This window comes from Pseudomonas benzenivorans, from assembly GCF_033547155.1.
Taxonomy (GTDB): domain Bacteria; phylum Pseudomonadota; class Gammaproteobacteria; order Pseudomonadales; family Pseudomonadaceae; genus Aquipseudomonas; species Aquipseudomonas benzenivorans_B.
Genome location: NZ_CP137892.1, coordinates 2,315,275 through 2,338,389, shown reverse-complemented (window position 1 = coordinate 2,338,389; position 23,115 = coordinate 2,315,275). Strand labels below are relative to the sequence as shown.

The following is a 23,115-nucleotide window of genomic DNA, read 5'->3' as shown; positions in this document are numbered from 1 at the left end:
ACTCAGTGGAACTGGTTCATGGTGTTGTCTTTGCCACCGGCTTTCAGAGCGGCTTCGCCGGCGAAGTACTCCTTGTGGTTGTCGCCGATGTCGGAGCCCGCCATGTTCTGGTGCTTGACGCAGGCGATGCCCTGACGCAGTTCCTGACGCTGCACGCCTTTCACGTAGGCCAGCATGCCCTGGTCGGCGAAGTAGCCCTTGGCCAGGTTGTCGGTGGACAGTGCGGCGGTGTGGTAGGTCGGCAGGGTGATCAGGTGGTGGAAGATGCCTGCCTGAGCCGAACCGTCGCGCTGGAAGGTGCGGATCTTCTCGTCGGCGACCTGGGCCAGTTCGGTCTCGTCGTACTCCACGCTCATCAGCTTGGCGCGGTCGTAGGCGGAGACGTCCTTGCCCTCGGCAACCATGGCGTCGAATACCTGCTGACGGAAGTTCAGGGTCCAGTTGAAGGACGGGCTGTTGTTGTACACCAGCTTGGCGTTCGGGATTTCCTTGCGGATCTCGTTGACCATGGCCGCGATCTGGCCCACGTGCGGCTTCTCGGTTTCGATCCACAGCAGGTCGGCACCGTTGCGCAGCGAGGTGATGCAGTCCAGCACGCAGCGCGCTTCGCCGGTGCCCTTGCGGAACTGGAACAGGTTGCTCGGCAGGCGCTTGGGACGCAGCAGCTTGCCTTCGCGCTTGATCACCACGTCGCCGTTGCCCAGTTCGGCTTCGGAGATTTCCTCGCAGTCGAGGAAGGAGTTGTACAGGTCACCCAGGTCACCCGGCTCGTTGGTCACGGCGATCTGCTTGGTCAGGCCGGCACCCAGGGAGTCGGTACGGGCGACGATCACGCCGTCGTCGATGCCCAGCTCGAGGAAGGCATAGCGAACGGCGTTGATCTTGGCGAGGAAGTCGGCATGGGGCACGGTGACCTTGCCGTCCTGATGGCCGCACTGCTTCTCGTCGGACACCTGGTTCTCGATCTGGATGCAGCAGGCACCGGCTTCGATCATCTTCTTGGCCAGCAGGTAGGTGGCCTCCGGGTTACCGAAGCCGGCGTCGATGTCGGCGATGATCGGTACTACGTGAGTTTCGTAGTTGTCGATCTTGGCCTGGATCTCGGCGGCCTTGGCGTTGTCGTCGGCGGCACGGGCGGCGTCCAGCTCGGTGAACAGCAGGTCCAGCTCACGGGCATCGGCCTGGCGCAGGAAGGTGTACAGCTCTTCGATCAGCGCGGCGACGGAGGTCTTCTCGTGCATGGACTGGTCCGGCAGCGGGCCGAACTCGGAGCGCAGGGCGGCGACCATCCAGCCGGACAGGTAGAGGTAGCGCTTGTTGGTGGTCTTGAGGTGCTTCTTGATCGAGATCAGCTTCTGCTGACCGATGAAGCCGTGCCAGCAACCCAGGGACTGGGTGTAGACGGAGGAGTCGGCGTCGTATTCGGCCATGTCCTTGCGCATGATGGCCGCGGTGTACTTGGCGATATCCAAACCAGTCTTGAAGCGGTTCTGAGCACGCATACGAGCCACGGATTCCGGGTTGATAGCGCTCCAGGTGCTGCCGAAGGTCTCTTTCAGCGCAGCGACTGCCTTGATGTCGTTTTGATATGCGGACATGGTCAATCCTTCAATGTATGTGTTTGGTTGAGCACCGACTTTCCCACTCAGAACCTGCATCTCGCAGGCAATGGTTGCGGGGCTCACGACAGCACGACGAAATATTGACCAGGGCGGCGTTGAAACCGGGGGGGAGGGGTGACGAGTGCACCGAGCGAGACTGCGGCGAGGCCTGCTTTCCGGCTCGTGGATGCCGTAGGGCAGACTGACTTCGACTGTCTGGCTGGTTGATGCCTTAAACGCTTCCCCGTCCCTCAGGACAACTTCGTTCCAGTCGCAATCTCGTCGAACTGCCTTGTGGGCTTTACAACGCGAATCGTCTCGGGCGGTAAGCCTGGAGAGCGACCCGGAGGCCCTTTCTAGGGCCCCTGATAAGCGGGAGCGAGGCCATCATGCCTCTGCGGGAGGGGTTCGTCAAACGTTTTGTAGTGGTTTTTTGCGACTACTACATAAGTCTTACGACGACCGGCGAGTCAGTTCTGTACGGTCTTTAATCGACGACTTCGACCTTGACCCGCAGGCTCATATCCTCGCGGCCCTGGGTCGCGCGGCGCTGGAGAAAATCGCTTTGCTCGGCCTGAGTCTGCTCGTTGACGCCGCCGATGCTGATCCACTCGCCCAGGCGGCCGGAGACCCGGGTGTCGGCGCTCTGCAGGTCGATCACCCCGGGTTGTGACGGGCTGACGCGGTCGCGGTTGCTGCTGATGCTGATATGCACGATTTCGCCGCTCAGGCTGGCGGTGACGTAGAAGCCACGGGTGACATCGCGGTACTGGGTGGAACTCTGCAGCTGCCCGTAGTGGTCGCGCTCGTAGGTGGTGAGAGGGACGCTCTGGCCGACCTGGATCAGTGCCGGATAACCCTCGGTGGCCTGCACCTGCTGGGTGCCGCCACCACGGCTGTCGGTACTGCGCCGGATGATGCGCACCTGGTCGCGACCGCCGATCTCGCCCTGGCCGATTACCACTTCGGCGCCGCCGGCGCTGACCGAGCCGTCGGCGCGGTAGCCGCGGTCGGTCTGGTGGCTCGATTCGCTGCTGGCGACGCTGATCAGCAGGCGCCGCGGGCGGGTGTCCAGTTGTTCGAGCAACTGGCGGATCTCCGCGATCTTCGCCGGTGTCGAGTTGACGATCAGCTGATTGCCGTAGGGGCTGACCCGTCCCTCCTGACCCAGCACCGACTGCACGACCGGCAGGACCTCGTCGGCGCTGCGATAGTTCAGGGCAATGACTTCGGTGGCCGCGCTCGCGACGAGGCTCAAGCCGAGCAGCAGGGCCGCGATCAGTAGGCGAATGCTCATAGCAGGAAGCTCCGTAGATCCGGGTCGGTGATGCTGGTCTCCCAGGCCTGGTCGAACTGCGCCTGGCGCAGGCGCACGCGGGCCGGGTCCTGGTACAGGGCGTAGCCGGCGAACTGCTCCAGCTCCGGGCGCAGCAGCAGGCCACGGTCGTCGGCCAGCAGGAAGGCGATATCTTCGCTCGGGTAGTCCGGATGCAGCTTGCGGATATGCAGGTTGCTCGACAGTCGCCGGGACAGGCTGAGCAGGCGATGCCCTTGTTTGACCGCAAGGGTCACGTCGCGCAGCAGGATGCGCAGACGGTTCTTCGGGTTGACCAGGAGAAAGCGCGTGCAGGCTTCCTGCACGCTGCTGTGGTGGTAGAGCCAGGGTTCGAGGTCGTCGCTGAAGATGCACAGGCTGCGCTGCGCCTGCTGCAGCAGGGCCAGGGCATGGGCACGGGCCTGCTCGGGCTGGCTGAAGCGCTCCAGCGGCAGATGCTCGCCGAGCCTGAAGGGCGCAGGCTCGCGGCGTTCGGCGTCCAGCTGTGCGGGTTCTGGATTGTGCACGGCGAAACGCCCCGGTGACTCGAATTCGATGGCGGGAAGCTCCAGGGGCTCATCGTTTTCGCCTGTGTCTGGTGGGGCGTTGTCGTCGTTCATCCTGACCTCAGGGGCTAGCGCTGTGGCGTACCATATCCACATGGGGGATGCCGGCGTCGAGGTATTCGCCGCTGACTATCTCGAAGCCTAGCCTTTCATAGAAGGCGGTAGCGTGCACCTGGGCGCTGAGCATTTGTTGCTGCAGGCCACGCTTTTCCGCCTCGGCGATGACCGCACGAATCAGCGCGTCGCCGACCTTGAGCCCGCGCCAGTCCCTGAGTACCGAGACCCGGCCGATATGGCCGTCGGGCAGCAGGCGGGCGGTGCCGATCGCGTAGTCGCCCTCGTAGGCGAGGAAATGCAGGGCCTCGGCGTCTTCGGCATCCCACTCCAGCTCCGGCGGTACCGCCTGTTCGGCGATAAACACCGTTTCGCGGATGCGCCGCAACTCGGCGTTGTCCTTCTGCCAGTCGGCCAGGCGCACGTGAATCTCATTCATCGGCAAACCCCAGACTGCCTTGCTTGACCAGTTCCCACAGCAGATTACGCGCCTCGGCGTCGGCCAGCCATTGGCCGAGGTTGTCGACATGTAACGAGTCGGCCGAGCAGATTAGCTTGAGCAATTCCCGCAGACCGGCCGAGAGCAGGCGGCTCTGGCCGCTGGCGAACAGCACCAGGTCCTCGCCGACCTCGGACCAGGCCAGGCGGGCGCTGGGGTTGCGCACCAGGATGGCGCCATCCTGCAGGGCGGCAAGGAAGGCCGGCTCGTCGATGTCCAGACCATTGACCAGTTCCGGGTAGCGCGGCTCGGTCATGAACTGGCCGAACCAGGTCATCAGCAGGCGCTCGTCGCCCATATGCTCGTTGAGCAGGGCCTTCAGGCGATCCAGGGCATCGCGTTGGATCTGATGCGGGTCGCTGGTCGGCTCGGCATCGGCGTCGCTGTAGCGCTCTTCATCGGGCAGGAACTGGCCCAGGAAGTCGGTGAAATGAGTCAGCACTTCGGCGGCGCTCGGCGCGCGGAAGCCTACGGAATAGGTCATACAGTCATCCTCAGCGGTACCACAGTGGGCCAGGAGTGGCGGCAGATAGAGCATGTCGCCGGGCTCCAGCACCCATTCTTCAGTTTGTTCGAACTCGGCCAGGATCTTCAGGTCGGCGTGGTCCAGCAGCGGGCTGTCGGAGTCGCACCGCTGGCCGATCTGCCAGCGCCGCTTGCCATGGGCCTGCAGCAGGAACACGTCGTAGTTGTCGAAGTGCGGGCCGACGCCGCCGCCCGGAGCGGCGAAGCTGATCATCAGGTCGTCGATGCGCCACTTGGGCAGGAACTTGAAGTGCTCGAGTAGCTCGGCGACTTCCGGGACGAACTGATCGACGGCCTGCACCAGCAGGGTCCAGTCGCGCTCCGGCAGCGTGGCGAAGGCATCTTCGGCGAAAGGACCGCGACGCAACTCCCAGGGGCGTTCGCCGTGCTCGATGACCAGGCGCGACTCGACTTCTTCTTCAAGGGCCAGGCCGGCCAGCTCGTCCGGTGAGATGGGGCTTTCGAAGTCGGGGATGGCCTGGCGCACCAGCAGGGGTTTCTTCTGCCAGTAATCGCGCAGGAATTCACGGGCCGTGAGGCCACCCAGCATTTGCAGCGGAGTATCAGGATTCATCGGTAAGCCCTTGATAGTAATAAATACCCATAAATAAAAACGCCCGGCACAGCCGGGCGTTTGCTGGGCTGTCGCCGTTTAGATGCGCTGGGCCTGGGCCACCGCGTTGCCGATGTAGTTGGCCGGGGTCAGCAGCTTCAACTCGGCCTTGGCCTCGGCCGGCATGTCCAGGCCGTCGATGAACTCGAGCAGCGCCTGGGGGCTGATGCCCTTGCCGCGGGTCAGCTCTTTCAGCTTCTCGTAGGGGTTCTCGATGGCGTAGCGGCGCATGACGGTCTGGATCGGCTCGGCGAGCACTTCCCAGCAGGCGTCCAGGTCTTCAGCAATACGTTGAGCATTCAGCTCCAACTTGCTGATTCCCTTGAGGCTCGCCTCGTAGGCGATGACGCTGTGGGCGAAGCCGACACCCAGGTTGCGCAGCACGGTGGAGTCGGTCAGGTCGCGCTGCCAGCGGGAGATCGGCAGCTTGCTGGCCAGGTGCTGGAACAGCGCGTTGGCTATCCCTAAGTTGCCTTCGGAGTTCTCGAAGTCGATCGGATTGACCTTGTGCGGCATGGTCGAGGAGCCGATCTCGCCGGCGATGGTCTTCTGCTTGAAGTAGCCGAGGGAGATGTAGCCCCAGACGTCGCGGTCGAAGTCGATGAGGATGGTGTTGAAGCGGGCGATGGCGTCGAACAGCTCGGCGATGTAGTCGTGCGGTTCGATCTGCGTGGTGTAGGGGTTCCACTGCAGGCCCAGATCGCCCTCGATGAAGGCGCGGGCGTTGGCTTCCCAGTCCACCTGCGGGTAGGCCGAGAGGTGGGCGTTGTAGTTGCCCACGGCGCCGTTGATCTTGCCCAGCAACGGCACGGCCGCGACCTGGGCGATCTGCCGCTCCAGGCGGTAGACCACGTTGGCCAGCTCCTTGCCCAGGGTGGTCGGCGAGGCCGGCTGGCCGTGGGTGCGCGAGAGCATCGGCACGTCGGCGAACTTCACCGCCAGCTCGCGGATGGCGCCTGCGGTCTGGCGCATCAGCGGCAGCAGCACGTTGTCACGGCCCTCGCGCAGCATCAGGGCGTGGGACAGGTTGTTGATGTCCTCGCTGGTGCAGGCGAAATGAATGAACTCGCTGACCTTCTCCAGCTCCGGCAGCTTGGCGGCCTGCTCCTTGAGCAGGTACTCCACGGCCTTGACGTCGTGGTTGGTGGTGCGCTCGATCTCCTTGACCCGCTCGGCGTGCTCGAGGGCGAAATTGTCCGCCAGCTCGTTGAGAATCGCCTGGGCTTCGGCGGAGAAGGGCGCCACTTCGGCGATACCCTCATGGGCGGCCAGGCGTTGCAGCCAGCGGACCTCGACCAGGACGCGGAAGCGGATCAGGCCGTATTCGCTGAAAATGGGGCGCAGGGCGCTGGTTTTGCCGGCGTAGCGGCCATCGACGGGGGAAACCGCGGTGAGCGAAGAAAGCTGCATGGGAGGCGTTCTCGGACAGTCGGGCATTGAAAAGGGCGCATATCATACATGAAATCGCGGCTCGGGCCGCGCTCCGCCAATCGCCTTATCAGCGCCCCTGGCGGCGGATCGACAGCAGGCTGGCGACGAAGATCAGCGCGGCGCCGAACAGCGAACTCAGGGCCGGGGCCTCACCCCAGCGTAGCCAGGCCAGCAGGCCGGCGAAGACGATGGCCAGGTAGGCGAACGGACCGATCAGCCCCGGAGGCGCCAGGGCATAGGCCTTGGACATGATGATCTGGCTGACGGTGGCGAGCAGGCCGATCACCAGCAGTGCGCCCAGTTCACGCGTGCCCAGCGGCTGCCAGGCCCAGGTCAGGGGAATCGCCGAGGCCAGGGCGCCGAACAGGGCGAAATAGAAGACGATGCGAAAGGCCGGCTCGGTGTCGCTCATCTCGCGGATCGAGACGAAGGCGAAGGCCGCCAGGATGCTGGCCGCCAGGCCGATCGAGGCCTGGGCGTCGAACAGGGCCGCAGAGGGCTTGGCGACCAGGAGCACGCCCACCAGGCCCACTGCGCTGGTGAGCAGCATGCGCTGGGTCAGCGGCTCCTTCAGCCACCAGCGGGCGATCAGCGGGGTGAACAGCGGCGCCGAGTAGGTGAAGAGCATGGCGTCGGCCAGCGGCAGATGGGCGATGGCGTAGAAGAAGCAGTACATCGCCGCCAGGCCGTAGGTGGAGCGCCACAGGTGCGACTTGAGGCGTGCGGTGCGCAGCGGGCGCCAGCCCCTGAGGGCGAGCAGCGGCAGGAAGAACAGCACGCCGACCAGGTTGCGAAAGAACACCACCGATTCGTTGTTGACGCTGCTGGACACCTCGCGAATGCCCATACCCATCAGTGCGAACAGCAAGGCCGAGCAGGCCAGCAGGGCGGCGCCCTGGGCGGGCTTGACCGAGCGGGATTGCATCGCTCAGCCGCGCAGCAGCGGGTAGAGTTCCTTGAGCAGCTTGCCGCGGCTGAACACCAGCTGCCAGCGGTGCCCGCCCAGCTGCCGCCATAGGCGCGCCGCGCGAATACCGGCGAGCAACAGGGCACGGATCTTCGAGGCGTTGCTCGGCTGCTGCAGGTGGCGCATGTCGCCCTGCACCTGGATGCGTTGGCGGAAGGTGCTGATGGTGTCCTGGTAGAGGCCGCCGCAGGAGGCGATCACGTTGTCGTGGACCAGGCCGAAGTGTTCGGTCTGCTGCTGGATCTGGTCCAGGCGACTGCCCATGATCTGCAGCAGATCGTCGCGCTTGTCCAGCTGCCGCTCCAGGCCGAGCAGGGCCAGCGCATAACGCAGCGGGTCGCGCTGCAGGCTGCTCGGGTCCCGTTCCAGGGCGCCGACCAGGGCGCGATAGCCGTCGCGCAGGCCAAGGTCGTCGCCGCCGTAGATCTCCAGGGTGTTCTTGGGATCGCGCACCAGCAGGCTGCCGAGCATGCAGGCCAGGGCGGGCTCGCCGATCTGGCCGGTCCTGGCCAGCTTGTCGACCAGCACCGCGGACTGGAAGACGGCGCCGAGGGCGACCAGTTGTTCCTGTATCGGCGTCATGCGTCTTCACTCTCGGGAGTCCAGGGTTCGGCCGATTCGATCACGCCGCCGCCGAGGCACACCTCGCCGTCGTAGAACACCACGGACTGGCCGGGCGTCACGGCCCGCTGCGGCTGCTCGAACACCGCGCGATAGCCGTCGGTGGTCTTCTCCAGGGTGCAGGCCTGGTCGCCCTGTCGGTAGCGCACCTTGGCGGTGAGCGGGCGCGGGCTGCCCAGGTCGACCGGGTTGACCCAGTAGAGCTCCGATGCCAGCAGGGCGCGGGAGAACAGCCAGGGGTGTTCGTTGCCCTGGCCGACGACCAGCACGTTGCGCGCCAGGTCCTTGCGCAGCACGTACCAGGGCTCGTCCCCGGCGTCCTTCAGGCCGCCAATGCCCAACCCCTGGCGCTGGCCGATGGTGTGATACATCAGGCCATGGTGGCGGCCGATGACCTCGCCGGTCGTGGTCTCGATATTCCCCGGCTGGGCCGGCAGGTACTGCTTGAGGAAGTCGCTGAAGCGCCGCTCGCCGATAAAGCAGATACCGGTGGAGTCCTTCTTCTTCGCCGTGGCCAGCTGGTATTTCTCGGCAATCGCCCGCACGGCGGGCTTTTCCAGTTCGCCGACCGGGAACAGGGTCTTGGCGATCTGCTCGCCGCCGACGGCGTGCAGGAAGTAGCTCTGGTCCTTGTTCGGGTCCAGGCCCTTGAGCAGCTCGGTGCGTCCGTCGACATCGCGGCGGCGCACGTAGTGGCCGGTGGCGATCAGGTCGGCGCCGAGGGCCAGGGCGTAGTCGAGGAAGGCCTTGAACTTGATTTCGCGGTTGCACAGGATGTCCGGGTTCGGCGTGCGCCCGGCCTTGTACTCGGCGAGGAAGTGCTCGAACACGTTGTCCCAGTATTCCGCGGCGAAGTTGGCGGTGTGCAGCTTGATGCCGATCCTGTCGCACACCGCCTGGGCGTCGGCCAGGTCGTCCATGGCCGTGCAGTACTCGGTGCCGTCATCCTCGTCCCAGTTCTTCATGAACAGGCCTTCGACCCGATAGCCTTGCTCCAGCAACAGCAGGGCGGAAACGGACGAATCGACGCCGCCGGACATGCCGACTATCACGCGTGGCTTTTCTGAGGTAGGAAGATCTGGATCGGACATGGGATTTCGGCGTGGGTCTGCAAAAAAGGACGAAATTCTAACAGGCCGGCCAGGGCAAGGCGAAGACGGCGTTCAATCGCGGACCACGCTCAGGTCGTGCAATGGGCCAGCGAGGTAGTCGTCGATGCAGCGCAGCACCAGTTCGCTGCGCCAGCGTTCGGGTTGTGCCGCCAGTTCATCGCGGCTCAGCCAGGCGATGCCGTGGATGTCGGCATCCAGCTCGCGCGCCGCATCGTGGCGCACCGGGCGGGCAACGAAGCACACGCGCTGGTAGGTCACGCCGTTGCTCGGTGCGGTATAGAGGTAGATGCCGACCACCCCGGTGAGCTCGACCTCCCAGCCGGTCTCCTCGAGGGTTTCGCGCACGGCGGCCTGGCGCAGGGTCTCGTTGGCCTCGAGGTGGCCGGCGGGCTGATTGAGCACCAGGCGTCCGCCCTTGAGCTCTTCTACCAGGAGGAAGCGGCCTCGGTCTTCGACGATGGTGGCGACGGTGATATGGGGGGTCCAGTCCATGGCGGGTGGCCTCGTATCGGAGGGTGGCGATCATAGCAGGTGCGGTTCGTGGTTCTGCCAGGGCGGAAAGCAGAAACCCCGGCACCGGGCCGGGGTTTCTGTTGTAGGCTGCGGCTTGCTAGAGCTTACGCCAGGGCAGCCAGGGCGGCGTTGAAGGTGGTGCTGGGACGCATCACCTGGCTGGCCAGCTGCGGGTTGGCGCGGTAGTAGCCGCCGATGTCCACCGGCTGGCCCTGGACCGCGGCGAGTTCGGCGACGATGCTTTCCTCGTTGTCGGTCAGGGTCTTGGCCAGCGGGGCGAACTGCGCCTTCAGTTCGGCGTCCTCGTCCTGGGCCGCCAGTTCTTGGGCCCAGTAGAGGGCCAGGTAGAAGTGGCTGCCACGGTTGTCCAGCTCACCGGTCTTGCGCGACGGCGACTTGTTGTTGTCGAGCAGGCGGCCGGTGGCCGCATCCAGGGCCTTGCCCAGCAACTTGGCTTTCGGATTGTCGGTCTTGATGCCGGTCTCCTCCAGCGACACCGCCAGGGCCAGGAACTCGCCGAGAGAGTCCCAGCGCAGGTGGTTCTCCTCGATCAGCTGCTGCACATGCTTGGGTGCCGAGCCGCCGGCGCCGGTCTCGTACATGCCACCGCCGGCCATCAGCGGCACGATGGACAGCATCTTGGCCGAGGTGCCCAGCTCCATGATCGGGAACAGGTCGGTCAGGTAGTCGCGCAGCACGTTGCCGGTCACCGAGATGGTGTCCTGGCCGCGGATCATGCGCTCCATGCTCACGCGGATGGCTTCGTTGTAGCCCATCATGCGGATGTCCAGGCCGGTCAGGTCGTGCTCCTGCAGGTAGGCCTCGACCTTCTTCTGCAGCTGGCGGTCGTGGGCGCGCTCCGGGTCCAGCCAGAAGATGGCCGGGGTGGCGGACTGGCGGGCGCGGGTCACGGCCAGCTTGACCCAGTCGCGGATCGGCGCGTCCTTGGTCTGGCAGGCGCGCCAGATGTCGCCGGCCTCCACCTCGTGCTGCATCAGCACGGTGCCGTCGGCCAGGACCACGCGCATGGTGCCGTCGGCGGTCATTTCGAAGGTCTTGTCGTGGGAGCCGTACTCCTCGGCCTTCTGCGCCATCAGGCCGACGTTCGGTACGCTGCCCATGGTGGTCGGGTCGAACGCGCCGTTGGTCTTGCAGAAGTTGATCATCTCCTGATAGATGCGCGCGTAGGTGCTTTCCGGCATGACGGCCTTGGCGTCCTTCAACTTGCCGTCCTTGCCCCACATCTGTCCGGAGCTGCGGATCATCGCCGGCATCGAGGCGTCGACGATCACGTCGCTGGGGATGTGCAGGTTGGTGATGCCCTTGACCGAGTCGACCATGGCCATTTCCGGGCGGCCGCTGTAGCAGGCGTGGATGTCCTGGAGGATCTCTTCCTGCTGCGAGGCCGGCAGCACCTTGATCTTGTCGTAGACGCTGCTGATGCCGTTGTTCGGGTTGACGCCCAGTTCCTTGAACAGCTCGCCGTACTTATCGAACACGTCCTTGTAGTAGACGCTGACGGCATGGCCGAAGACGATGGGGTGGGACACCTTCATCATGGTCGCCTTGACGTGCAGCGACCACATGACGCCGGTTTCCTTGCAGTCCTGCAGGGTCTTCTCGAAGAAGTCGCGCAGCTTGCGGCAGCTCATGAACATGCTGTCGAACACTTCGCCTTCCTGCAGGGCGAGTTGCTTCTTCACTTCGACCTGACCGCTCTTGTCGACGAACTCGATGCGCACCTCGCCGGCCTGGTCCATGGTGATGGACTGCTCGCTGGAGAAGAAGTCGCCGCCACGCATGTAGTCGGCGTGGGATTGCGAGGCCATGCTCCACTTGCCCATGGAGTGCGGGTGCTTACGGGCATAGGCCTTGACGGCTGCCGGGGCGCGGCGGTCGGAGTTGCCTTCGCGCAGGACCGGGTTCACCGCGCTGCCGAGGACCTTGGCGTAACGGGCGCGGGCGTCTTTTTCGGCATCGCTCTGCGGGTCTTCCGGGTAGTCGGGGATGTCGTAGCCCTGGGCCTGCAGTTCGGCGATGGCCGCCTTGAGCTGGGGGACCGAGGCACTGATGTTCGGCAGCTTGATGATATTGGCGTCCGGCGTGGTGGCCAGGTCCGCCAGCTTGGCGAGGTCGTCCTCGACGCGCTTGTCGCCGTCCAGGCGGTCGGCGAAGCTGGCCAGGATGCGCCCAGCGAGAGAGATGTCGCGTGTTTCGACGGCTATGCCAGCGGAGGCGGCAAAGGCTTCTACGATGGGCAGAAGCGAATAGGTGGCGAGGGCTGGGGCTTCGTCGGTGAAGGTATAGATAATCTTCGAGCGGGTGGGCATTGGGGGTTAACTCTCTCTTTTGCTGAGCGTACACAGAATCTCGACATGCGCAGGTAGGCGCCCTGGCTCGCCATGGGCGTGGGCCAGAAGTCGAAAACTCGCCGCGGTGATGATGGATGCACCAGTAGAGTGTCGAGCATTTCGAGTCGCCGAGTCGTGGTAGCCGTTCGGCGAGTTCAGGAGGCAGCTGCCTTTGTTCAAGGCGAGTTGACCCCATATGACCTATTAGTCATTCCCCCAGTATATCACTGCGACCAGACGCCGCAGAACGCCCTTGTGCATAAGACCAACGAACATATGGTTCGACCCGTTTCAAGTGCGCTACTCTCGGAGGCTGAGCGCTGTTTAACCACAAGACGGAGTCCAGCATGGGATACCAAAAGATCCAGGTGCCAGCAACCGGTGACAAAATCACCGTCAATGCCGACATGTCCCTTAACGTTCCGAACAACCCGATCATCCCGTTCATCGAGGGCGATGGTATCGGTGTCGATATCAGCCCGGTGATGATCAAGGTCGTCGATGCCGCCGTGGAGAAGGCCTACGGTGGCGAGCGCAAGATTTCCTGGATGGAAGTCTATGCCGGCGAGAAGGCCACTCAGGTCTACGACCAGGACACCTGGCTGCCGAAAGAGACCCTGGAAGCCGTGCGCGACTATGTCGTTTCGATCAAGGGGCCGCTGACCACGCCGGTCGGTGGTGGCATCCGCTCGCTGAACGTGGCGTTGCGCCAGGAGCTGGACCTCTATGTCTGCCAGCGTCCGGTACGCTGGTTCGAGGGTGTGCCGAGCCCGGTCAAGAAACCGGGTGATGTCGACATGGTGATCTTCCGCGAGAACTCCGAAGACATTTACGCCGGCGTCGAGTGGAAGGCCGGCTCTCCCGAGGCCGAGAAGGTCATCAAGTTCCTCACCGAAGAGATGGGCGTCAAGAAGATCCGCTTCACCGACATGTGCGGCATCGGCATCAAGCCGGTTTCCGAGGCGGGCACCAAGCGCCTGGTGCGCAAGGCGCTGCAGTACGCCGTCGACAACGATCGTGGCTCGGTGACCCTCGTGCACAAGGGCAACATCATGAAATTCACCGAGGGGGCCTTCAAGGAGTGGGGCTACGAGATCGCCCAGCAGGAGTTCGGTGCCGAACTGCTCGATGGCGGCCCTTGGATGCAATTCAAGAATCCGAAGACCGGCAAGAACATCGTGGTCAAGGATGTGATTGCCGACGCCATGCTGCAGCAGATCCTGCTGCGTCCGGCCGAGTACGATGTGATCGCCACCCTGAACCTCAATGGTGACTACCTGTCCGACGCCCTGGCTGCTGAAGTCGGCGGTATTGGTATCGCGCCCGGCGCGAACCTGTCCGACAGCGTGGCCATGTTCGAGGCCACTCATGGCACCGCACCGAAGTACGCCGGTCAGGACAAGGTCAATCCAGGGTCGGTCATCCTCTCGGCCGAGATGATGCTGCGCCACATGGGCTGGAGCGAGGCTGCCGACCTCATCATCAAGGGCACCAACGGCGCCATCGCCGCGAAGACCGTGACCTATGACTTCGAGCGCCTGATGGACGGCGCCAAGCTGATGTCTTGCTCGCAGTTCGGCGATGCCATGATCGCTCACATGTAAGTCGGCCGTGGGCAAAAAAAGGCCGGTCACTTGACCGGCCTTTTTGTGGGCGAGAACTGCCCGAGTTATCAGACTTCGATCGTCGTGTCTTGCGGCTGGCTAGCGGCAACAGGCGCTTCGGCAGAAGCCGAGGTGGCGCGAATGTTCACGGCGTGAAGCCCTTTGGGGCCTTGAATGATGTCGAAGTTCACTGGCTGGCCGGCCTTTAGCGTCTTGTAACCGTCCATCTGAATAGCCGAGTAATGGGCGAACAGGTCCTCATCACGGCCATCGGCGAGGATGAATCCATAGCCTTTGGCGTTGTTGAACCACTTGACCTTACCGCTAAGCATGCTCACATCCCTCTGCAAAGGTCTCCATCACTGGAGTATCATCCATTTCGACTCCGCGCATGAGTCGACCAAGCTGGGCGAAGGCGCGGAGCCCCTCTACCCTTAGTGGGTATTCTTTGTTTGTAACACCGTTTTGCCGATAGTCAAGGCAAGGCTGCAAGTGGCTGAGAAGCCGTTCAAACTCCCTCTAGCATCAGTATTCGCCCAGCCGTGAAGCACTATTTCAGCATGCATGCAAACAGCCAGATTCGACTAACATTCAATCAGGACCGCCCTGGAACGCACGAGGACGATTCCACCGGCCTGGCCGTACAGGAATCCAAACCGGCGTTGCAGGCACCACCGCTGTATAAGGTGGTCTTATTCAATGACGACTACACACCCATGGATTTCGTGGTCGAGGTGCTCGAGGTGTTCTTCAATCTGAACCGGGAGCTGGCGACCAAGATCATGCTGACCGTCCACACAGAGGGACGGGCCGTATGCGGGGTGTTCACCCGGGATATCGCCGAAACCAAGGCGATGCAGGTCAACCAATACGCGAGAGAAAGCCAGCATCCATTACTCTGTGAGATCGAGAAGGACGGTTAACGCCGGCCGCTTGGGCATGAGGTGAAGCTATGTTAAATCGAGAGCTCGAAGTCACCCTCAATCTGGCCTTCAAAGAGGCTCGCACCAAGCGTCATGAATTTATGACGGTTGAGCACCTCCTGCTGGCTCTACTGGACAACGAGGCCGCGGCCAGCGTGCTGCGCGCCTGTGGCGCTAACCTCGACAAGTTGCGGCATGATCTGCAGGAGTTCATCGACTCCACCACGCCGCTGATCCCGCAGCATGACGAGGAGCGCGAAACCCAGCCGACTCTGGGTTTCCAGCGGGTGCTGCAGCGCGCGGTGTTCCACGTGCAGAGCTCCGGCAAACGCGAAGTGACCGGCGCCAATGTGCTGGTGGCTATTTTCAGCGAGCAGGAAAGCCAAGCGGTGTTCCTGCTCAAGCAGCAGAGTGTCGCCCGGATCGATGTGGTCAACTTCATCGCCCACGGCATCTCCAAAGTGCCGGGGCATGGCGGCCATTCTGAGGCCGACCCGGATCTGCAGGACGAGGAGGGGGGCGATTCGTCCACCTCTGGCAATCCACTGGACGCCTACGCCAGCAACCTGAACGAACTGGCCCGTCTGGGACGGATCGATCCGCTGGTCGGGCGCGAGCTGGAAGTCGAGCGGGTGGCGCAGATCCTCGCGCGCCGGCGTAAGAACAACCCGCTGCTGGTCGGTGAGGCCGGGGTGGGCAAGACGGCGATCGCCGAAGGCCTGGCCAAGCGCATCGTCGACTCGCAGGTGCCCGATCTGCTGGCCGACAGCGTGGTTTACTCCCTGGACCTGGGCGCCTTGCTGGCCGGGACCAAGTACCGGGGCGACTTCGAGAAGCGCTTCAAGGCGCTGCTCAACGAGTTGCGGCGGCGTCCCCATGCCATCCTGTTCGTCGACGAGATCCATACCATCATCGGTGCCGGAGCGGCCTCCGGCGGGGTGATGGATGCATCGAACCTGCTCAAGCCGATGCTGTCGTCGGGCGAGATACGCTGCATAGGTTCGACCACCTTCCAGGAATTCCGCGGTATTTTCGAGAAGGATCGCGCCCTGGCGCGGCGTTTCCAGAAGGTCGACGTGGTCGAGCCGTCCGTGGAGGACACCGTTGGCATCCTGCGTGGCCTGAAGCCACGCTTCGAGCAGCACCACAGCATCGAGTACAGCGACGAGGCCTTGCGTGCCGCGGCCGAGCTGGCGGCACGCTACATCAACGACCGGCACATGCCCGACAAGGCCATCGATGTGATCGATGAGGCGGGTGCCTTTCAGCGCCTGCAGCCGGAAGACAAGCGCGTCAAGCGCATCGATGTGGCTCAGGTGGAGGATATAGTCGCGAAGATCGCCCGCATTCCGCCCAAGCACGTCAGCAGCTCGGACAAGGAGCTGCTGCGCAACCTGGAGCGCGACCTCAAGCTCACGGTGTTCGGCCAGGACGCGGCGATCGACTCGCTATCCACCGCGATCAAGTTGTCGCGTGCCGGGCTCAAGGCCCCGGACAAGCCGGTAGGCTCCTTCCTTTTTGCCGGCCCCACCGGGGTCGGCAAGACCGAGGCCGCGCGACAGCTGGCCAAGGCCCTGGGCATCGAGCTGGTGCGCTTCGACATGTCCGAGTACATGGAGCGGCACACCGTCTCGCGGCTGATAGGCGCACCGCCCGGATACGTCGGGTTCGATCAGGGCGGCCTGCTGACCGAGGCGATCACCAAGATGCCGCACTGCGTGCTGCTGCTCGACGAGATCGAGAAGGCGCACCCAGAGGTTTTCAACCTGCTGCTGCAGGTGATGGACCATGGCACCCTGACCGACAACAACGGGCGCAAGGCGGACTTCCGTAACGTCATTCTGATCATGACCACCAATGCCGGTGCCGAAACCGCGGCCCGTGCATCGATAGGCTTCACCTATCAGGATCACTCATCCGATGCGATGGAGGTGATCAAGAAGAGCTTCACGCCCGAGTTCCGCAATCGCCTGGATACCATCATCCAGTTCGGTCGCCTGAGTCACGAGGTGATCAAGAGCATCGTCGACAAGTTTCTCACCGAGCTGCAGGCGCAGCTCGAGGACAAGCGCGTCATGCTCGAGGTCAGCGACAGCGCTCGCGACTGGTTGGCGGAGCAAGGCTACGATGTGCAGATGGGGGCCCGGCCGATGGCGCGCCTGATTCAGGACAAGATCAAGCGCCCCCTGGCGGAGGAGATTCTGTTCGGAGAGCTGGCCGAGCACGGCGGGGTCGTGCACGTCGACCTGGTCGAGGGCGAGTTGACCTTCGGCTTCGAGACCACGGCCGAAATGGCCTGAGGCGCATATTGCGCCCACACAAAAACGCCCGGCAATGCCGGGCGTTTTCACTGGTGCTTGGCTTAGCGGGCGCGGTAGGTGATGCGGCCCTTGCTCAAGTCATAAGGCGTCAGCTCTACGCGGACCTTATCGCCAGTCAGAATGCGGATATAGTTTTTGCGCATCTTTCCGGAGATGTGCGCAGTAACGACGTGCCCGTTTTCCAACTCCACACGGAACATGGTGTTGGGCAGGGTGTCGACGACAGTGCCTTCCATTTCGAAGCTGTCTTCTTTCGACATGCAGTAAAGCCCTCGGTATCCAAAGAATGGCCCGGCGCAACTGGCCCCAGGCAAAAGCGGCGTGCATTGTGCCCGAAAACGGAGGTTTCCGCCAAGACCTTCAGGTAAGGGTTATCCAGCGCTGGTTGACGAGCAGCTCTATTGGGCGGTACTGCGTCTTGTAGTTCATCTTGCGGCAGTTCTTGATCCAATAGCCGAGGTAGACCGCATGCAGTCCCAGGCGGGCCGCTTCGGCGATCTGCCAGAGGATGGCGAAACGGCCCAGGCTACGACGCTCCTCGCTGGGGTCATAGAAGGTGTAGACGGCTGACAGGCCGTTGGGGAGGGCGTCGGTGACGGCGAGGGCTAGCAGTCGGCCATTCAGGCGGAACTCGTAGAAGCGGGAGAAGGGCAGGTCGCGCACCAGAAAGGTGGAAAACTGCTCGCGACTGGGTGGGTACATGTCGCCATCGGCATGGCGCTGTTCGATATAGCGGGCGTAGAGGGCATAGTACTCTTCACTGAACGCCGGCCTTACCGGGCGCACCTGCACATCCTGGTTGCGCTTGAAAATGCGCCGCTGCTGGCGGTTCGGGCGGAACTGGGCGGCGGGGATGCGCGCGGCCACGCAGGCGGTGCAGTGTTGGCAGTGCGGGCGATAGAGGTGATCGCCGCTGCGGCGAAAGCCCATTTCCGAGAGCTCGGCATAGACCTCTGCATCCATGGGCTGGCTGGGGTCGAGGAACAGGGTCGTGGCCTGTTCTTCGGGCAGATAGCTGCAGGGGTGAGGCTGGGTGGCGTAGAACTTCAGGCGGGCCAGCTCGGTCATGGTCGACTCTCAAGGTAAACCTTGAGTAAGTGTATGCCAGGCTGCCGTGCACGCCTAGGCGAGCCAGTCGGCGCAGCTGGGCTGGTCGAGATGCCGCTCCAGCAGCTCGGCGAATTGTTCGCGGGCGATGGCGCGGGCGCCGAAGCTGTGCAGGTGCTGTGTGGGCATCTGGCAGTCGATCAGTGCGAACCCCCAGTCTCGCAGGTGTTCGACCAGGGTCGCAAAGCCGACCTTGGAGGCGTTGTCGACGTGGCTGAACATGGATTCGCCGAAGAACAGCTGGCCCATGGCCAGGCCGTAGAGCCCGCCGACCAGCCGCTCGCCCTGCCAGACCTCGGTCGAATGGGCGATGCCTCGGCGATGCAGTTCGAGATAGGCGTCTTGCATGTCGCGGGTGATCCAGGTGCCGTCGGCATAGGTGCGCGGCGCGGCGCAGGCGCGGATGACCTCGGCGAAGGCTTGGTCGAATGTCACTCGGTAGCGTTCCTGGCGCAGCAGCTTGGCCAGGCTGCGGGAAACGTGCAGTTCCTGGGGGAATAGCACGGTGCGCGGGTCGGGGGACCACCAGAGGATCGGCTGGCCATCCTGAAACCAGGGAAAACAGCCGTGCCGGTAGGCTTGGATCAGGCGCTCGGCGCTCAGGTCGCCGCCGGCGGCCAAGAGTCCGTTGGGTTCGCGCAGAGCCCGTTCGAGCGGGGGGAAGCTCAGCGAGTCACGTTGTAGCCAGGTCAGCATCGGATGGGGCCGGAAGAGGGTAGGGCGGGCGCGAGGCGCACGCCCTCAGGCTATCAGATGTCGTCGAGGAACTTCTCGGCATCCAGGGCCGCCATGCAACCGGCCCCGGCGGAGGTGACGGCCTGGCGGTAGACGTGGTCGGCCACGTCGCCGGCGGCGAAGACGCCCTCGATGGCTGTTGCGGTGGCATTGCCTTCGCTGCCGCCCTTGACCAGCAGGTAGCCGTCACGCATCTCCAGCTGCCCCTGGAACAGGTCGGTATTGGGCTTGTGGCCGATGGCGATGAATACGCCGGACAGTGCCAGCTCCTTGGTCGCTGCGCTGGTGGTGTCCTGCAGGCGCACGCCGGTAACGCCGGTGGCATCGCCCAGTACTTCGTCCAGGGTGTGGTTCCAGTGCAGGCGAATGTTGCCGTTCTCGGCCTTGTCGAACAGCTTGTCCTGCAGAATCTTCTCCGCGCGCAGCTTGTCGCGACGGTGGACCAGGTGGACTTCCTTGGCGATGTTGGACAGGTACAGCGCCTCTTCCACGGCGGTGTTACCGCCACCGATCACGGCGACCACCTGGTTGCGATAGAAGAAGCCGTCGCAGGTGGCGCAGGCCGAAACACCCTTGCCGGCGAACGCCTCTTCGGACGGCAGGCCGAGGTACTGAGCGCTGGCGCCGGTGGCGATGATCAGGGCATCGCAGGTGTAGGTGCCGCTGTCGCCCTTGAGGGTGAAGGGCCGCTGCTGCAACTCTGCGGTGTGGATGTGGTCGTAGACGATCTCGGTGTCGAAACGCTCGGCGTGCTTCTGCATGCGCTCCATCAGCGCGGGGCCGGTCAGGCCTTCGACGTCACCGGGCCAGTTGTCCACTTCGGTGGTGGTGGTGAGTTGGCCGCCGGGCTGGATGCCGGTGATGATCACGGGCTTGAGATTGGCGCGGGCGGCATAGACTGCAGCGCTGTATCCGGCCGGCCCGGAGCCCAGAATGATCAAGCGCGAATGCTTGACTTCGCTCATAAAAACACCTCATAAGCCTTTGTCACAAAAGAGAATGCATGCTCCAATTGAGCCGCACGAAAGTTGTTGCGGGCTATGCTACACCGAAGCGGGGGCGAGCGGGAGTCGCCGGCGCCGGCGGCCGCCCAGCGTGGCAGCGCCCGGGTAAACCCGTACAATAGGCCAATTTCGCCGTTACCCTATGAATCGGCGCTTGCCGACGCAGGAATAGATGCGTTTTGAAGAACTCTAGCTCTACTGCTCAGGCGCCCGTCTGGCGCCAGCAACTGTCTTACCGGCTCAAGGAGGGCGCGCTGATCGCCCTGGGCGCTCTGTGCCTGTACCTGTGGATGGCGCTGTTGACCTACGATGCCGCCGACCCGGGCTGGACCCATACCAGCAACGTCGAACAGGTGCAGAACGCCGCCGGCCGGGCAGGCGCCTGGTTCGCCGATATCCTGTTCATGGCCTTGGGGTATTTCGCCTACGTATTTCCGTTGCTGCTGGGCGCAAAAACCCTGCAGGTCTTTCGTACCCGCCACCAGCCCTGGCAATGGAGCGGTTGGCTGTTTTCCTGGCGTCTGATCGGCCTGGTATTCCTGATCCTGTCCGGTGCCACCCTGGCCTATATCCACTTCCAGGCCGGCTCCAGCATGCCGGCCTCGGCCGGTGGCGCCCTGGGCGAGAGCCTTGGCCAGCTGGCGGTCAATGCGCTGAACGTACAGGGCAGTACGCTGCTGTTCATTGCCCTGTTCCTGTTTGGCCTGACCGTATTCACCGACCTGTCCTGGTTCAAGGTCATGGACCTGACCGGCAAAATTACCCTGGACCTGGCCGAACTGATCCAGGGTCTGGTCAATCGCTGGTGGACTGCGCGCCAGGAGCGCAAGCAGCTGCTCGTGCAGTTGCGCGAGACCGACGAACTGGTCAGCGAGGTCGCCGCCCCTGTGGTCCGCGACCGCCGCGAGCAGGCCAAGGTCAAGGAGCGTCTGATCGAGCGCGAGGAGGCCCTGAGCAAGCACATGAGCGAGCGCGAGAAGCGCCCCGCACCGATCATTACCCCACCCGCCGAGCCGAAACCCGCCGAGCCGAGCAAGCGCGTGCTGAAGGAAAAGCAGGCGCCGTTGTTCGTCGATGCCGCGATCGAAGGCTCCTTGCCACCGATCTCCATCCTCGACGTGGCCGAAAAGAAGCAGAAGCAGTTCTCCCCGGAGTCGCTGGAGGCGATGTCGCGCCTGCTGGAGATCAAGCTCAAGGAATTCGGTGTCGAGGTCATCGTCGAATCGGTGCACCCGGGGCCGGTGATCACCCGTTTCGAGATTCAGCCGGCCGCGGGGGTCAAGGTCAGCCGCATCTCCAACCTGGCCAAGGACCTGGCGCGCTCCCTGGCGGTGATCAGCGTGCGGGTGGTCGAGGTCATCCCCGGCAAGACCACCGTCGGCATCGAGATACCCAACGAGGACCGGCAGATCGTGCGCTTCTCCGAGGTGCTGTCGTCTGCCGAGTACGACGATGCCAAGTCGCCGGTGACCCTGGCCCTGGGCCACGACATCGGCGGCAAGCCGGTGATCACCGACCTGGCGAAGATGCCGCACCTGCTGGTGGCCGGCACCACCGGCTCGGGCAAGTCGGTGGGGGTCAACGCCATGATCCTGTCGATCCTGTTCAAGTCCAAGCCGGAAGACGCGCGGCTGATCATGATCGACCCGAAGATGCTCGAACTGTCGATCTACGAGGGCATTCCGCACCTGCTGTGCCCGGTGGTCACCGACATGAAGGAAGCGGCCAACGCCCTGCGCTGGAGCGTGGCTGAGATGGAACGGCGCTACCGGCTGATGGCGGCCATGGGCGTGCGCAACCTGGCCGGTTTCAACCGCAAGGTCAAGGACGCCATCGAGGCCGGCACGCCGTTGCCCGACCCGCTGTACAAGCGCCAGAGCATGGAGGACGAGGCCCCGCTGCTGCAGCCCCTGCCGACCATCGTGGTGATCGTCGACGAATTCGCCGACATGATGATGATCGTCGGCAAGAAGGTCGAGGAGCTGATCGCCCGCATCGCCCAGAAGGCACGTGCCGCGGGCATCCACCTGATTCTCGCCACCCAGCGGCCGTCGGTGGACGTGATCACCGGCCTGATCAAGGCCAACATCCCGACCCGCATGGCCTTCCAGGTGTCCAGCAAGATCGACTCGAGGACCATCCTCGACCAGGGCGGCGCCGAGCAGTTGCTGGGCCACGGCGACATGCTCTACCTGCCGCCGGGCACCGGTCTGCCGATTCGCGTACACGGCGCCTTCGTCTCCGACGACGAGGTGCACCGGGTGGTCGAGGCCTGGAAGCAGCGCGGCACGCCGGATTACATCGAAGACATCCTGGCCGGTGTCGAGGAGGCCGGCAGCGGCTTTGAGGGCGGCGGCGAGGGCGGCGGCGAAGGCAGCGAGGAGGACCCGCTGTACGACGAGGCCGTGGCCTTCGTCCTGGAAAGCCGCCGCGCCTCCATCTCCGCCGTGCAGCGCAAGCTGAAGATCGGCTACAACCGCGCCGCCCGCATGATCGAGGCCATGGAGATGGCCGGTGTGGTGAGTTCGATGAATACCAACGGCTCGCGCGAGGTGATCGCGCCCGGGCCCGTTCGCGACTGATACCGGGAAAACGACTCTATGAGGAATACCATGCGCCTGATTCGCATGCTGATACTGGCAGCGTTGAGCATCTCCAGTTTTACCGCCCAGGCCGCCGACGAGGCAGCCGTGCAGCGCCTGACCCAGTTGCTCAACCAGGCCCAGACCATCACCGCGCGCTTCTCCCAGCTGACCCTGGACGGCAGCGGCACCCAGTTGCAGGAAACCGCCGGGCAGCTGGCGCTCAAGCGCCCGGGGCTGTTCCGCTGGCACACCGACGAGCCGATGGAGCAGCTGCTGGTGTCCAACGGCGAGAAGGTCTGGCTCTATGACCCGGACCTGGAGCAGGTCACCATCCAGACCCTGGATCAGCGTCTGACCCATACCCCGGCCCTGTTGCTGTCCGGCGACGTGTCGAAGATCAGCGAGAACTTCGAGATCAGCCACAAGGAGGGCGGCAGCGTGGTCGACTTCACCCTCAAGCCCAAGGCCAAGGACAGCCTGTTCGACAGCCTGCGCCTGTCCTTCCGCAGCGGCGTGCTCAACGACATGCAGCTGATCGACAGCATCGGCCAGCGCACCAATATCCTGTTCCTCAATGTGCAGATGAACGAAAGCCTGGATGACGGGCAGTTCAGCTTCGACATTCCCGAGGGCGCGGACGTCATCCAAGAGTAAGAGGCCGCCATCCG

At 63.8% G+C, this 23,115-nt stretch carries 21 protein-coding genes; 5 read left to right on the top strand and 16 right to left on the bottom strand.

What is annotated here, in order from left to right:
- Window positions 1-2: 2 nt before the first annotated feature.
- From SBP02_RS10575 to SBP02_RS10525, 11 genes are all read right to left on the bottom strand, one after another.
- On the bottom strand, window positions 3-1,598 hold the full coding sequence (locus SBP02_RS10575; RefSeq protein ID WP_318641386.1) for an isocitrate lyase: 1,596 nt from the start codon (window positions 1,596-1,598) through the stop codon (window positions 3-5).
- A 490-nt stretch (window positions 1,599-2,088) separates the two neighbouring features.
- Complete coding sequence (locus SBP02_RS10570; protein ID WP_318641383.1) at window positions 2,089-2,898, bottom strand: secretin N-terminal domain-containing protein; 810 nt, start codon at window positions 2,896-2,898, stop codon at window positions 2,089-2,091.
- Window positions 2,895-3,536 (bottom strand): DUF7931 domain-containing protein, encoded by a 642-nt coding sequence (locus SBP02_RS10565; RefSeq protein ID WP_318641381.1) that lies wholly within the window; start codon window positions 3,534-3,536, stop codon window positions 2,895-2,897. The genes SBP02_RS10570 and SBP02_RS10565 overlap by 4 nt, the downstream gene beginning before the upstream one ends.
- Before the next feature lie 7 nt (window positions 3,537-3,543).
- Window positions 3,544-3,975, bottom strand: a complete 432-nt coding sequence (locus SBP02_RS10560) for a GNAT family N-acetyltransferase (RefSeq protein WP_318641379.1) — start codon at window positions 3,973-3,975, stop codon at window positions 3,544-3,546.
- Entirely contained in the window at window positions 3,968-5,134 is a 1,167-nt protein-coding gene (locus SBP02_RS10555) for a ribosomal protein uL16 3-hydroxylase (protein WP_318641377.1), read from the bottom strand. The genes SBP02_RS10560 and SBP02_RS10555 overlap by 8 nt, the downstream gene beginning before the upstream one ends.
- A gap of 78 nt (window positions 5,135-5,212) precedes the next feature.
- On the bottom strand, window positions 5,213-6,583 hold the full coding sequence (purB, locus tag SBP02_RS10550; RefSeq protein ID WP_318641375.1) for an adenylosuccinate lyase: 1,371 nt from the start codon (window positions 6,581-6,583) through the stop codon (window positions 5,213-5,215).
- Between the two features lie 88 nt (window positions 6,584-6,671).
- Window positions 6,672-7,529, bottom strand: coding sequence for a DMT family transporter (locus SBP02_RS10545; protein WP_318641373.1), 858 nt, complete (start codon window positions 7,527-7,529; stop codon window positions 6,672-6,674).
- A gap of 3 nt (window positions 7,530-7,532) precedes the next feature.
- Entirely contained in the window at window positions 7,533-8,153 is a 621-nt protein-coding gene (hflD, locus tag SBP02_RS10540) for a high frequency lysogenization protein HflD (protein WP_318641371.1), read from the bottom strand.
- Complete coding sequence (gene mnmA, locus SBP02_RS10535; RefSeq protein WP_318641369.1) at window positions 8,150-9,283, bottom strand: tRNA 2-thiouridine(34) synthase MnmA; 1,134 nt, start codon at window positions 9,281-9,283, stop codon at window positions 8,150-8,152. Before mnmA ends, hflD begins: the two co-directional genes overlap by 4 nt.
- Window positions 9,284-9,355: 72 nt before the next feature.
- The gene (locus tag SBP02_RS10530) at window positions 9,356-9,796 is read right to left on the bottom strand and encodes an NUDIX hydrolase (RefSeq protein ID WP_318641367.1); all 441 of its coding nucleotides are present in this window, start codon (window positions 9,794-9,796) and stop codon (window positions 9,356-9,358) included.
- A gap of 125 nt (window positions 9,797-9,921) precedes the next feature.
- Window positions 9,922-12,147 carry an NADP-dependent isocitrate dehydrogenase gene (locus tag SBP02_RS10525; RefSeq protein ID WP_318641365.1) on the bottom strand — a complete coding sequence of 742 codons (2,226 nt, stop codon included), beginning with the start codon at window positions 12,145-12,147 and terminating at the stop codon, window positions 9,922-9,924.
- 368 nt (window positions 12,148-12,515) lie between these two features.
- On the opposite strand from SBP02_RS10525, the gene icd reads away from it, so the two are divergent.
- Window positions 12,516-13,772, top strand: coding sequence for an NADP-dependent isocitrate dehydrogenase (gene icd / locus SBP02_RS10520; protein WP_318641363.1), 1,257 nt, complete (start codon window positions 12,516-12,518; stop codon window positions 13,770-13,772).
- A gap of 68 nt (window positions 13,773-13,840) precedes the next feature.
- On the opposite strand, the gene cspD is transcribed toward icd, so the two are convergent.
- The gene (gene cspD, locus SBP02_RS10515; protein ID WP_318641361.1) at window positions 13,841-14,104 is read right to left on the bottom strand and encodes a cold shock domain-containing protein CspD; all 264 of its coding nucleotides are present in this window, start codon (window positions 14,102-14,104) and stop codon (window positions 13,841-13,843) included.
- 228 nt (window positions 14,105-14,332) lie between these two features.
- Between cspD and clpS the strand changes: the two genes are divergently transcribed.
- Both clpS and clpA read left to right on the top strand, forming a co-directional pair.
- Window positions 14,333-14,695, top strand: a complete 363-nt coding sequence (gene clpS, locus SBP02_RS10510) for an ATP-dependent Clp protease adapter ClpS (protein WP_318646328.1) — start codon at window positions 14,333-14,335, stop codon at window positions 14,693-14,695.
- Window positions 14,696-14,724: 29 nt separating this feature from the next.
- The gene (gene clpA / locus SBP02_RS10505) at window positions 14,725-16,995 is read left to right on the top strand and encodes an ATP-dependent Clp protease ATP-binding subunit ClpA (protein WP_318641359.1); all 2,271 of its coding nucleotides are present in this window, start codon (window positions 14,725-14,727) and stop codon (window positions 16,993-16,995) included.
- Window positions 16,996-17,057: 62 nt separating this feature from the next.
- On the opposite strand, the gene infA is transcribed toward clpA, so the two are convergent.
- From infA to trxB, 4 genes are all read right to left on the bottom strand, one after another.
- Window positions 17,058-17,276, bottom strand: coding sequence for a translation initiation factor IF-1 (infA, locus tag SBP02_RS10500; protein ID WP_002553999.1), 219 nt, complete (start codon window positions 17,274-17,276; stop codon window positions 17,058-17,060).
- 100 nt (window positions 17,277-17,376) lie between these two features.
- Window positions 17,377-18,084 carry an arginyltransferase gene (locus SBP02_RS10495; protein ID WP_318639669.1) on the bottom strand — a complete coding sequence of 236 codons (708 nt, stop codon included), beginning with the start codon at window positions 18,082-18,084 and terminating at the stop codon, window positions 17,377-17,379.
- A 54-nt stretch (window positions 18,085-18,138) separates the two neighbouring features.
- A complete protein-coding gene (aat, locus tag SBP02_RS10490; RefSeq protein WP_318639668.1) occupies window positions 18,139-18,819 on the bottom strand; it encodes a leucyl/phenylalanyl-tRNA--protein transferase in 681 nt (226 codons plus the stop codon).
- A 53-nt stretch (window positions 18,820-18,872) separates the two neighbouring features.
- A complete protein-coding gene (trxB, locus tag SBP02_RS10485) occupies window positions 18,873-19,823 on the bottom strand; it encodes a thioredoxin-disulfide reductase (protein WP_318639667.1) in 951 nt (316 codons plus the stop codon).
- Window positions 19,824-20,041: 218 nt separating this feature from the next.
- On the opposite strand from trxB, the gene ftsK reads away from it, so the two are divergent.
- On the top strand, window positions 20,042-22,444 hold the full coding sequence (ftsK, locus tag SBP02_RS10480; protein ID WP_318639666.1) for a DNA translocase FtsK: 2,403 nt from the start codon (window positions 20,042-20,044) through the stop codon (window positions 22,442-22,444).
- A gap of 30 nt (window positions 22,445-22,474) precedes the next feature.
- Window positions 22,475-23,101 carry an outer membrane lipoprotein chaperone LolA gene (gene lolA, locus SBP02_RS10475; RefSeq protein WP_318639665.1) on the top strand — a complete coding sequence of 209 codons (627 nt, stop codon included), beginning with the start codon at window positions 22,475-22,477 and terminating at the stop codon, window positions 23,099-23,101.
- Window positions 23,102-23,115 lie beyond the last annotated feature (14 nt).

Bases quoted from the DNA above. Each gene is read 5' to 3' on its own strand.
- SBP02_RS10575 (WP_318641386.1), bottom strand. From the start codon at position 1,598: ATGTCCGCATATCAAAACGACATCAAGGCAGTCGCTGCGCTGAAAGAG.
- SBP02_RS10570 (WP_318641383.1), bottom strand. From the start codon at position 2,898: ATGAGCATTCGCCTACTGATCGCGGCCCTGCTGCTCGGCTTGAGCCTC.
- SBP02_RS10565 (WP_318641381.1), bottom strand. From the start codon at position 3,536: ATGAACGACGACAACGCCCCACCAGACACAGGCGAAAACGATGAGCCC.
- SBP02_RS10560 (WP_318641379.1), bottom strand. From the start codon at position 3,975: ATGAATGAGATTCACGTGCGCCTGGCCGACTGGCAGAAGGACAACGCC.
- SBP02_RS10555 (WP_318641377.1), bottom strand. From the start codon at position 5,134: ATGAATCCTGATACTCCGCTGCAAATGCTGGGTGGCCTCACGGCCCGT.
- purB (WP_318641375.1), bottom strand. From the start codon at position 6,583: ATGCAGCTTTCTTCGCTCACCGCGGTTTCCCCCGTCGATGGCCGCTAC.
- SBP02_RS10545 (WP_318641373.1), bottom strand. From the start codon at position 7,529: ATGCAATCCCGCTCGGTCAAGCCCGCCCAGGGCGCCGCCCTGCTGGCC.
- hflD (WP_318641371.1), bottom strand. From the start codon at position 8,153: ATGACGCCGATACAGGAACAACTGGTCGCCCTCGGCGCCGTCTTCCAG.
- mnmA (WP_318641369.1), bottom strand. From the start codon at position 9,283: ATGTCCGATCCAGATCTTCCTACCTCAGAAAAGCCACGCGTGATAGTC.
- SBP02_RS10530 (WP_318641367.1), bottom strand. From the start codon at position 9,796: ATGGACTGGACCCCCCATATCACCGTCGCCACCATCGTCGAAGACCGA.
- SBP02_RS10525 (WP_318641365.1), bottom strand. From the start codon at position 12,147: ATGCCCACCCGCTCGAAGATTATCTATACCTTCACCGACGAAGCCCCA.
- icd (WP_318641363.1), top strand. From the start codon at position 12,516: ATGGGATACCAAAAGATCCAGGTGCCAGCAACCGGTGACAAAATCACC.
- cspD (WP_318641361.1), bottom strand. From the start codon at position 14,104: ATGCTTAGCGGTAAGGTCAAGTGGTTCAACAACGCCAAAGGCTATGGA.
- clpS (WP_318646328.1), top strand. From the start codon at position 14,333: ATGCATGCAAACAGCCAGATTCGACTAACATTCAATCAGGACCGCCCT.
- clpA (WP_318641359.1), top strand. From the start codon at position 14,725: ATGTTAAATCGAGAGCTCGAAGTCACCCTCAATCTGGCCTTCAAAGAG.
- infA (WP_002553999.1), bottom strand. From the start codon at position 17,276: ATGTCGAAAGAAGACAGCTTCGAAATGGAAGGCACTGTCGTCGACACC.
- SBP02_RS10495 (WP_318639669.1), bottom strand. From the start codon at position 18,084: ATGACCGAGCTGGCCCGCCTGAAGTTCTACGCCACCCAGCCTCACCCC.
- aat (WP_318639668.1), bottom strand. From the start codon at position 18,819: ATGCTGACCTGGCTACAACGTGACTCGCTGAGCTTCCCCCCGCTCGAA.
- trxB (WP_318639667.1), bottom strand. From the start codon at position 19,823: ATGAGCGAAGTCAAGCATTCGCGCTTGATCATTCTGGGCTCCGGGCCG.
- lolA (WP_318639665.1), top strand. From the start codon at position 22,475: ATGCGCCTGATTCGCATGCTGATACTGGCAGCGTTGAGCATCTCCAGT.